Raw genomic sequence first — 9,117 nt, forward strand, 5'->3', positions numbered from 1 at the left:
GGCCGGGGTGGGGCTGCTGGCCGGGTGTGGCCGGGCGCAGCTGTATGGCAGCCCGGAGCTGCCCAAGGCCCCGACCCAGCCGCAGGTGGAGTACTTCCAGGTGGATTGGTGGAAGGGGCTGGTGGGGAAGGTCCCGCTGCTCGAGTACTCGCCGCGTGAGCCTGCCTCCCCGGTGTACGAGCCGGAGAGCCGCAACGTCATCGCGCAGACGCGCGACGGGTACATCCACGCGGTGGGCCCGGACGGAACGCTGTCCTGGTCGTTCAAGACGGGGGGCCCGGCGCTCGCGGGCGCCATGACGAGCGAGGGCGTCGTCTACGCGCCGGGCGGTGACGGCACGCTGTACGCGCTCGACGGCATCACCGGGAAGGTGAAGTGGAAGTACCCGACCCAGGAGTCGCTGGCCACGGTGCCGGTGCTGGCTGACGGGCTGGTGCTGGTGGCCACGGACACCGACACGGTGTTCGCGGTGAAGGCGTCGGACGGGACGTGGGTGTGGCAGTACCGCAGAGACCCTCCGTCGGGCTTCACCATCCGGGGCGCCTCCGCGCCGAAGGTGGACCAGGGCACCGCGTACATCGGCTTCTCCGACGGCTTCCTCGTCGCCCTGAAGGTCGATGACGGCGGCGTCATCTGGGAGAAGTCCCTGTCGGGCACCGGGACGGAGTTCCTGGACGTGGACACCACGCCGGCCATCGACTCGGCGGGGCGGCTCTACGTGGCCTCGTACAAGAGCGGCCTCTACGCGCTGGAGGCGGACTCCGGCGCGGTGCTGTGGAACACCAGCGTGGGGGGCATGACGTCGGTGCTCGCCCGGGGTGAGGTGGTGTTCGCCGCCGGTGACAGCCGCGTGGACGCCTACCTGGGGGAGACGGGACGCCTCATCTGGTCGCTCCCCCTCAAGGACAAGACGGCGCTGGCCCCGGTGTTGGCTCGGGGAATGCTGCTGATCCCGAACCAGAACGCGCTGCTGTTCGTGGACCCGACGACGGGCAAGACGCGCCTGTCGTGGAACCCGGGCAGGGGCATCTCCGCGCCGCCATACGTCGTGGGCTCGCGGGTGTACGTGCTGTCCAACAACGCGTACCTGTACTCGCTGGACATGAACAATGTGAAGAAGGGGCCGCGCGGGTGACGCGCGCCGTGCCCCGGACGGTGCGGGTGGTGGCGGCGCTGATTCCCCAGCCTTCGTCGGACAGGGGGCAGGGGGACGGTGGACGCCGGTTCCTTGTCCAGCAGCGGCTTCCCGGCGGGAGCCGGGCGCTGCTCTGGGAATTCCCCGGCGGCAAGGTGGAGGCCGGCGAAACGGACGAGGCCGCCCTGGCGCGCGAGTGCCGCGAGGAGCTGGACGTGGAGCTGTCCGTGGGCCGCCGCCTGTGGGAGGGCCGGCACACGTATCCGGATCTCACCGTGGAGCTGGTGCTGTACGCGGCCGCGCTGGTGTCGGGTGAACCGAAGCCGCTGGGCGCGCACATGCTTGCGTTCCACACGCCGACGGAGATGCAGGCGCTGCCGTTCTGTGAAGCGGACGTGCCGCTCCTGGAGGACCTGCTGGCCGGAAGGATGGGTGCGCTCGATTGATGCTGCTGCACACGTTCCAGCACATTCCCGGCGTGGGGCCGTGGCGCGAGAAGGACCTGTGGTCCAAGGGCATCCGGACCTGGGATGACTTCCCGGACGGCGGCATCGTCATCAGCCGCAAGGCGGACGTGATTGCCCGCGAGCGCATCGCCGTGGCCCGCGAGGCGCTGGCCCGCAGGGACTTGAAGGAGCTGGCGCGCCTGGTGCCGTCGCGCGAGCACTGGCGCCTGTTCCCGGAGTTCCAGGACGACGCCGTCTACTTCGACATCGAGACGGACGGCAGCCAGACCCAGGTTCCCACGGTGGTGAGCCTGTTCGACACCGCGGGCCTGCACGTCTTCATCCAGGGCCGGAACATGGACGCGCTGCCGGAGGCCATGGCGAAGCGGCGCCTGTGGGTGACGTTCAACGGCTCGTGCTTCGACGTGCCGGTGCTGAAGGAGTACTTCGGCGCGAAGCACTTCCCGGTGCCGGAGGCGCACATCGACCTGCGCTTCGTCACGCGGCGGCTGGGGCTGGGCGGCGGGCTGAAGGAGATTGAAGAGAAGCTGGGCGTGGGCCGGCCGCCGCACCTGAAGGGCGCCAACGGCTACGACGCGGTGCTGCTGTGGCGCGCGTACCTGCGCCGGGGGGACGTGGCGGCGCTGCGCTACCTGGTGGAGTACAACCTGTACGACTCGTTCCAGCTCCGGTCGCTGATGGACCTGGCCTACAACAAGGGCGCGGACGACCTGAACCTGGACGTGCCCCGGCTGAAGGTCTTCGAGCGCGGGGACCTCTTGTACGACGTGAGCCGGCTGCTGTTGGAGCTGGGGCCCACCCCAAGCGATGTGGACACACTCGCTCGGGTGCGGGCCATGGAGCAGGATTCCTGAGCGGCCAGGTGGTCCCCTGGGTCGGCCGGCCGCGGCCCGGCGCCCCCTGGGGCATTCCCAGCCGCCGCGTGGAGCTCACCCGGGTCACCGCCTTGCCGGTGACGGACGCGGAGTGGGCCGGTGACGGCTTCGTCCTGAGTCCGGGCGGGGACGCGCTGGGACTCGCGCTGAGCGCGCGCCGGCTCGCGGTGCTCCAGGCCGGTGAGGCGTGGCCGCCCGAGCGTTCGCTGGAGCTGCCCCGGGCCGCGCAGCTCGTCGCGCTGCACCCGTCGCTGAAGTGCGCGGCGGTGCTGGGGCCGGGGCGGATCGAGATGGTCGGGATGGGGCCGGACGGGGGCACCGCGGGAACGACGGCGCGCACCTGGACGCGGCCCACGCAGGCCATCGCGTTCGACAGCACCGGCCAGGGGCTGTGGACCAGTGACGTGGTGGCCGGGCGGGCGTCCGTGCAGTTGGTGGATGCCCAGACGTTGTCCGACGTGGATGGGATGGCCACGAGCCTCGACGCGCCGCTGGGCGAGGACGACGTGGACGGGCTGCATGAATGGATGCCGCACCCGAGCCTGCCGGTGATGGGCGCGGCGGTGAGCTGCGGCCAGGACGGCACCTGGCTCACGTTCGTGGAGCGCGGCGCGGCGGGACTGGTGCGGGGCGCGGAGGTGGCGTCGGCGGACGCGCCGTTCTACCCGGCGGGCTTCTTCCCGGATGGCGCGAGCTTCATCGGCGTGGGCGGCACCTGGGTGCGGCGCTGGTCGTATCCGGAAGGGACGATGGCGGCGGAGTTCATCCTGCCGGAGGTGGGCACGCTCGCGACGGGCTACACCGGGCTCGTGACGGCGCGCTCGGTGCTGGTGGCGGTGGAGGACCTGTTGGCGGCTGGGGAGTGGTACCTGCTTCAACTGGACCCCCATTCGCTGCGGCCCGTGTGCGCGTGGGAGCTGCCGTTGTCCACGGAGGTCGTCACGTCGCTGCACCTGCTGCCGGGCGGCTTCATCCTGTCGCCGGAGGACGGACAGCTCTGGCGGTTGCCCGAGGACGTGCTGGCGTCCGGCCCGGCTTCCGACCGGTGAACACCGGCCGCGCGGATTGTTCACGCGCGCGTGGAATGGTCCCCGGGGCTGTCTGTAGGGTCCGGGACCATGAGCGATCCGAACTTCGTCAATCAGCCCCCGGGAGTCCCACCGCCGCCGGCCGCCGAGCCACCGAAGGCGCCGTCGCGGGGCAAGGTCATGGGCATCCTGGTGGCGCTGATGGTCGTGGCGCTGGTGGCCTCGTATTTCGGGCTGAAGCGCCAGTCGGAGACCGCGCCGGTGGCGGTGACGCCGGCGGTGGTGGACGCGGGCGTGGTGGCGTTGCCGCCGGAGGTGTCCTTGCCGGAGAGCGACGGCCGGGTCCGGGAGCTGGCGCGCAAGCTGTCGGTGGATCCGGAGCTGGCGCGGTGGCTGGAGGAGCGCGATCTGGCGCGCCGGTTCACGTCGTCCGTGAACAACATCGCCGAGGGTGAGAGCCCCCGGGCCTCGCTGCTGTTCATGGCGCCGCCGGGGGGCTTCGAGGTGACGGCCTTTGGGACGGGAGGCCGCACGGCGATCGCGCCCGCGAGCTACGCGCGCTACGACCTGGTGGCCCGGGTGCTGGGGTCGCTGGATGCGACTGGCGCGGGGCTCGTGTACCGGGAATTGAAGCCGCTCATCGACCAGGCGTACCGGGAGATCGCGCCGCCTGGACAGAGCTTCGAGGCGACGTTCGGCCGGGCCGTCCAGCACCTGCTGGCGGTGCCGGTGCCGCCGGGGCCCGTGGAGGTGGAATCCAAGGGGGCGCTGTACGTGTACACGGCGCCGGAGCTGGAGGGCCTGAGCCGGGCCCAGAAGCACCTGTTGCGCATGGGCCCGGGGAACATCCGGATCATCCAGGCGAAGCTGCGTGAGATCCGAACGGCGCTGAACCTGCCGACCCCGGCGCCCACGACGCCGGAGCCGCTGCCGGACCAGGAGGCTCCGGGGCAGTCGGAGACCGGGCAGTAGCGGCTACTTGTGCTTCTTCTTGCCGCCCTTGGCAGGGGGCGGCGGAGGCTTGGGCTTTTCCTTTTCGCCGGCGACCTGGAACGCGGCGCGGAGGTCCTCGACGTCGCGACCGCGCGAGTCCTGGAACGCCGTGCCTGTCTGAGCGTCCACGACCAGCGTGTACGAGAAGCCCGTCTTGAGGGGCTGCGGCAGGTGGATGCGGTAGACGAGCCCGTCGTCGGCTTCCGTCACGGTGTCATCGGAGATCATGGCCCGGTCGGCCTCATCCATCAGCCGGACCCGGTAGTTCTTCAGGGGCAGCGTGCTGCGAAGCTCCAGGTCGGAGGTCTGCTCGACGAGCGGCTTTTCCTCCAGGGCCAGGGGGATGAGCGCGAGGCCGGCGTCCGGTGCTAGGTACTGGAGCGTGAAGGCCACGGTCGCGGGGGCCGCATCCGGGGGCGCCGAGGTCCCCGTGACGCCGCCATCCAGGGGCGCCTGGGGCGTCTTGTCGGGACAGCCCGTGAGCAGGGCCGCGGTGAGGCCGCAGAGCACGGCAAGGCCGGTTCGTCGGAAGAGGCGCATGGGGCGGCAACGTATGTGCAGGACGCGGACTCGGGAAGCCCGAGCACACGGGGGCACGAAGACTCCTGTGAGTGATATCTGGTTTCGCATGAATCTGGCTGTGCGGGTTGCCGCCGTAGGCCTTGGCCTCGCGCTCATGTCGGGATGCTCAACCGCTGCCCGTGAGCCGGACCGCCGCCCGACGGGCGACTACCTGGCGCAGGCATCGGACACATGCCGTCCGGGTGACCTGAGCATCGTGTGTTGCCTCAAGAAGCGCCGAAGCCCAGAAGCGTGCGGGACGACGGAAAGCGAGGCCGCCACGTTGATGAATGGGGCACGAGAGCTGGAATCGGCCACCAGCACGGCCGACGACGCGGACAGCGGCTGGCGGCAGCATTGCATCGACATGTACGCCCGATGCCAGTCCACGAAGAAGCCGCGCTGGAATGGCGACTGCGGCTCGTGCATGGAGCGCTGTCGAGGACAGCGGCAATGGCCGCTCGACATGTGTGGGCCCGGGGTGGCGCAGTGATGTCCGATGACTGGCGTAGAGCGATTGATCTGGGCCTGGCACTCGCCGGTGGTGCGGAACTGCCGCAAGACCCCGAGCTGCCGGCGCTCCTGCGGAGGATGGCGCCCCAGGTGGGTATGGCCGCCGTGGACGCCGAGGCGGCTCTCGGCAGCGAGTCTGGCACCGCCGCACTAGTGCGAGAGATCCATCGCCGGACGCGAGAGGGCACATATCGGCTCGGGCGTGCATTCGGAGCCTCCGACTCGCTCAAGGCGAGTGGAGACAGAACCGGGGCGCGTAAGGTGCTTGAAGATGCGATGGCGGCGGAGGTGGTGCCCATCTACCGGACCCAGCTTCAGGCGTACCTGAACCACGTGGACGACCCCGATGACACCTGAACCCAGCTTCAGGCGTACCTGAACCACGTGGACGACCCCGATGACACCTGAGCTTCAGGGCCCATTTGGGGACGAACTGGCTTCTGAACGCCCCTCTGGAATCCATAGGCGTGACGTCTGATAAGAAGCGTTATGTAAACTGACCGGATGGTCCGCCCGCAAGACGCCCCCCTTGGGTGTTCGGTTAACCGGCCAATCCGCCCCCGCTGCCGTCGCCGTCCCGCTGCTCTGGGTTGCGCTTGAGTCGCTTCACGAGCAGCTCCACTCGGTGGCTCAATTCGGGCTTGTCCCCTGTTCGCTTCTGGGCCCACCGGATGATGGCGCCCGGCGGCCTGGTCGGGGTCGAGCTTCGTCGGCTCCGTGCTGCGCAAGGCGAGCCGGTAGCGCGTCTCCAACTTGGTACATGGAACCCGGCGTGGGACGCGGGCTAGAGTCGGCTCGTCACTCGGCTCACGGAGACCGGCTCTCTTGGTGATCCTGCGCAACGTTACAGATGAAGACCTCCCGATCTTCTTCGAGCACCAACGGGACGCAGTCGCGCTGCGCATGGCCGCATTCCCGTCGCGGGAACGCGATGCCTTCCTGACCCACTGGCGCACGAAGGTTCTCCGCCCCGAGAACGTGACCCGCACCATCGTCGTTGGCGGCTTGGTCGCTGGGTACATCGGCAGTTGGGAACAGGACGGCAAGCGCCTCGTCGCCTATTGGATTGGTCGCGAGCACTGGGGCAAGGGCATCGCGACACGAGCGCTCTCGGAGTTCCTCGTGCTTGAGCCGATTCGTCCGCTCCATGCGTGGGTCGCTGTCCACAACGTCGGGTCGATCCGCGTCCTCGAGAAGTGTGGCTTCCGCACCGTGACTCAGGAGAACCAACAGCACGCGGACGGAGTTGCTGAGGTACTCATGACGCTTGGTCCGAAATAGTATGAGCCGGGTACCCGCAGGACGCAGGCCGGTTCCCAGCGCACCGCGTCCTTAAGCAACCCGCAGACGTCTGTGACGTGCTATGGGCGCCCGCCAAACAACACAGGCGCCCAGTGCCCCGTCAGAGGCTCAGGTCCTGCACCTGCACGGGCGTGAGGCGATTCGTGGCGGTTCCGTCTCCGAGCTGGCCCTGGGTGTTGTTCCCCCAGGCCCAGACGGTGCCGTCCGGCTTCAAGGTCAGCGTATGGGAGTAGCCAGCGGCGAGGGTCGCGACCCCCGTCAAGCCCTGCACCTGTACCGGCGTGAGGCGGCTCGTGACTGTCCCATCGCCGAGCTGGCCGTCGGAGTTACGGCCCCAGGCCCAGACGGTGCCGTCCTGCGTCAAGGTCAGCGTATGGTTGAAGCCAGCGGCGAGTGTCGCGACACCCGTCAGGTTCTGCACCTGCACGGGCGTCAAGCGGTTCGTGGCGGTTCCGTCGCCGAGCTGGCCCTGTGCGTTATAGCCCCAGGCCCAGACGGTGCCGTCCTGCTTCAATGCAAGCGAATGGAATTCGCCAGCGACGAGGGCCGCGACCCCCGTCAAGCCCTGCACCTGCACGGGCGTCAAGCGGTTCGTGACGGTTCCGTCGCCGAGCTGGCCGTCGGAGTTCTGGCCCCAGGCCCAGACGGTGCCGTCTTGCTTCAAGGCGAGCGTATGGCGAGTGCCAGCGGCGAGGGCCGCGACCCCCGTCAGGCCCTGCACCTGCACAGGCCTGGGGCGGTCCGTGAGCGTTCCGTCGCCGAGCTGGCCGCTGCCGTTGTAGCCCCAGGCCCAGACGGTGCTGTCCTGCTTCAATGCAAGCGAATGGGATTCGCCAGCGACGAGGGCCGCGACCCCCGTCAAGCCCTGCACCTGCACAGGCCTGGGGCGGTCCGTGAGCGTTCCGTCGCCGAGCTGGCCGCTGCCGTTGTAGCCCCAAGTCCAGACGGTGCCGTCCGGCTTCACGGCAAGCGAATGTTGGTAGCCAGCAGCAAGGGCTGCGACGCCCGTCAGACCCTGCACCTGTACGGGCGTGAGGCGCCTTGTGCCTGTCCCATCGCCGAGCTGGCCTGAGTGGTTGTAGCCCCAGGCCCAGACGGTGCCGTCCTGCTTCGCGACGAGATTATGAACCCCGCCCGCCACGATACGAGCCCCGGGGCTCACAGCGCAGGCGGTGCCGCCCTGGAGGGCGAAGATGAAGCGGGTGAAGAGGCCGAGGGCGTTGGTGACGGTGGCCGTCACGGTGGGCGTCGTGCCCGAGGGGACACAGGAGGGCGCCGTCCAGAGGACTTCGCTGGTGGTGGCCGCGTTGGTGGCGGTGCCCAACGTCCCGGTGCTGGTGGCCCAGGTGAAGCCAAGGGCACTGCCCTGGGCATCCTGCGCCTTCACCCGGAAGACGACGGTGCCGCCGGACGCCGGCACGCTTGCGCTCGACTGGGAGGCCTCCACCACCTCGGGCGGGAAGCGCGCTGAAGTCCCCGGGCCCACGTAGATGCCCAGACTGCCCGTGCCCTGCCCGCCCCGGCCGTCCGAGGCCACCACGGTGAGCGTGCACGTGCCACCGGACGGCTGCGCCGAGGGCGTGAAGCTGGCGCTGGCGGAGATGGCATTCGTCCACGTGCCCGCGCACGAGGCTGTCCACTGGTAGGAGAGGCTGTCTGCGTCCGCGTCGCTCGCGACGGCCGCGACGGCGGTCGCCTGGCCGACGGCCACGGAGGACGGCAGCGCCGTCACCCCGGCCACCTGGGGCCAGGTGTTGAAGGTGACGTTGACGGCGGCGCTGCCGGTGCCGGTGCTCACCGTGACGGTGACGCTCAAGGCGGCGGAGGCACCCTTGGAGTCCGTCACCGTCAGCGTCAGCACCACGGGTCCGGTGGAGGCCGGCGCCGTCCAGGCCGTGGAGAGGCTGGAGGGCGCGCTGAAGCTACCCGTACTGGCTGTCCAGGCGGAGGTGAGGGGGTCGCCCGCGTTCAGGTCGTCCGCGGTGGCCTGGAGGGTCACCTGGCCGCCCGGGGCGACGGTGCCGGGGCTGGCCACCAGCGAGAGGATACGGGGCGCGGCATTCTCGAAGGGCGGCGGCGCATTCACCTCCTGCAAGAGCAGCGTCACCGCCGTCGTCAGCCCGGCCTGGATGGTGACGGGCGTCACCTGGCCCGAGTAGCGCACGGTGTTGGAGGCGTCGAAGGCCTGCGCGCTGAAGGTGCGCCCGGTGCCCGCGGGGAGTTGCCCCAGCACCCCACCCCAC

The 9,117-nt window shown here is 69.9% G+C and carries 10 protein-coding genes; 8 read left to right on the forward strand and 2 right to left on the reverse strand.

The annotated features are described in order from the left end of the window. Positions 1-7: 7 nt before the first annotated feature. The 5 genes from D7Y13_RS32950 to D7Y13_RS32970 all read left to right on the forward strand — a co-directional run bounded on the left by D7Y13_RS32950 (position 8) and on the right by D7Y13_RS32970 (position 4,477). On the forward strand, positions 8-1,135 hold the full coding sequence (locus D7Y13_RS32950; protein WP_120630889.1) for an outer membrane protein assembly factor BamB family protein: 1,128 nt from the start codon (positions 8-10) through the stop codon (positions 1,133-1,135). Then, entirely contained in the window at positions 1,132-1,581 is a 450-nt protein-coding gene (locus D7Y13_RS32955) for a (deoxy)nucleoside triphosphate pyrophosphohydrolase (RefSeq protein WP_120585757.1), read from the forward strand. The genes D7Y13_RS32950 and D7Y13_RS32955 overlap by 4 nt, the downstream gene beginning before the upstream one ends. Continuing rightward, positions 1,581-2,456 (forward strand): ribonuclease H-like domain-containing protein, encoded by an 876-nt coding sequence (locus D7Y13_RS32960; RefSeq protein WP_120585756.1) that lies wholly within the window; start codon positions 1,581-1,583, stop codon positions 2,454-2,456. Before D7Y13_RS32955 ends, D7Y13_RS32960 begins: the two co-directional genes overlap by 1 nt. 8 nt (positions 2,457-2,464) lie before the next feature. After that, a complete protein-coding gene (locus tag D7Y13_RS32965; RefSeq protein ID WP_120585755.1) occupies positions 2,465-3,526 on the forward strand; it encodes a hypothetical protein in 1,062 nt (353 codons plus the stop codon). A 69-nt stretch (positions 3,527-3,595) separates the two neighbouring features. Further along, positions 3,596-4,477, forward strand: a complete 882-nt coding sequence (locus tag D7Y13_RS32970) for a DUF3014 domain-containing protein (RefSeq protein WP_120585754.1) — start codon at positions 3,596-3,598, stop codon at positions 4,475-4,477. A gap of 3 nt (positions 4,478-4,480) precedes the next feature. Here D7Y13_RS32970 and D7Y13_RS32975 read toward each other — a convergent pair whose 3' ends face one another. Next, positions 4,481-5,038 (reverse strand): hypothetical protein, encoded by a 558-nt coding sequence (locus D7Y13_RS32975; protein WP_120537212.1) that lies wholly within the window; start codon positions 5,036-5,038, stop codon positions 4,481-4,483. A 67-nt stretch (positions 5,039-5,105) separates the two neighbouring features. On the opposite strand from D7Y13_RS32975, the gene D7Y13_RS45980 reads away from it, so the two are divergent. From D7Y13_RS45980 to D7Y13_RS32985, 3 genes are all read left to right on the forward strand, one after another. Continuing rightward, entirely contained in the window at positions 5,106-5,552 is a 447-nt protein-coding gene (locus tag D7Y13_RS45980; RefSeq protein WP_158626176.1) for a hypothetical protein, read from the forward strand. Beyond that, positions 5,552-5,929: a DUSAM domain-containing protein gene (locus D7Y13_RS32980; protein WP_158620487.1), complete on the forward strand. Its 378-nt coding sequence runs from the start codon at positions 5,552-5,554 to the stop codon at positions 5,927-5,929. Before D7Y13_RS45980 ends, D7Y13_RS32980 begins: the two co-directional genes overlap by 1 nt. Before the next feature lie 471 nt (positions 5,930-6,400). Further along, a complete protein-coding gene (locus tag D7Y13_RS32985) occupies positions 6,401-6,853 on the forward strand; it encodes a GNAT family N-acetyltransferase (RefSeq protein ID WP_120585759.1) in 453 nt (150 codons plus the stop codon). 121 nt (positions 6,854-6,974) lie between these two features. Here D7Y13_RS32985 and D7Y13_RS32990 read toward each other — a convergent pair. Next, positions 6,975-9,117: RCC1 domain-containing protein (locus tag D7Y13_RS32990; protein ID WP_208734514.1), on the reverse strand; the 2,143-nt coding region annotated here is incomplete at its 5' end.

Source organism: Corallococcus praedator (assembly GCF_003612125.1).
Classification (GTDB): Bacteria; Myxococcota; Myxococcia; order Myxococcales; family Myxococcaceae; genus Corallococcus; species Corallococcus praedator.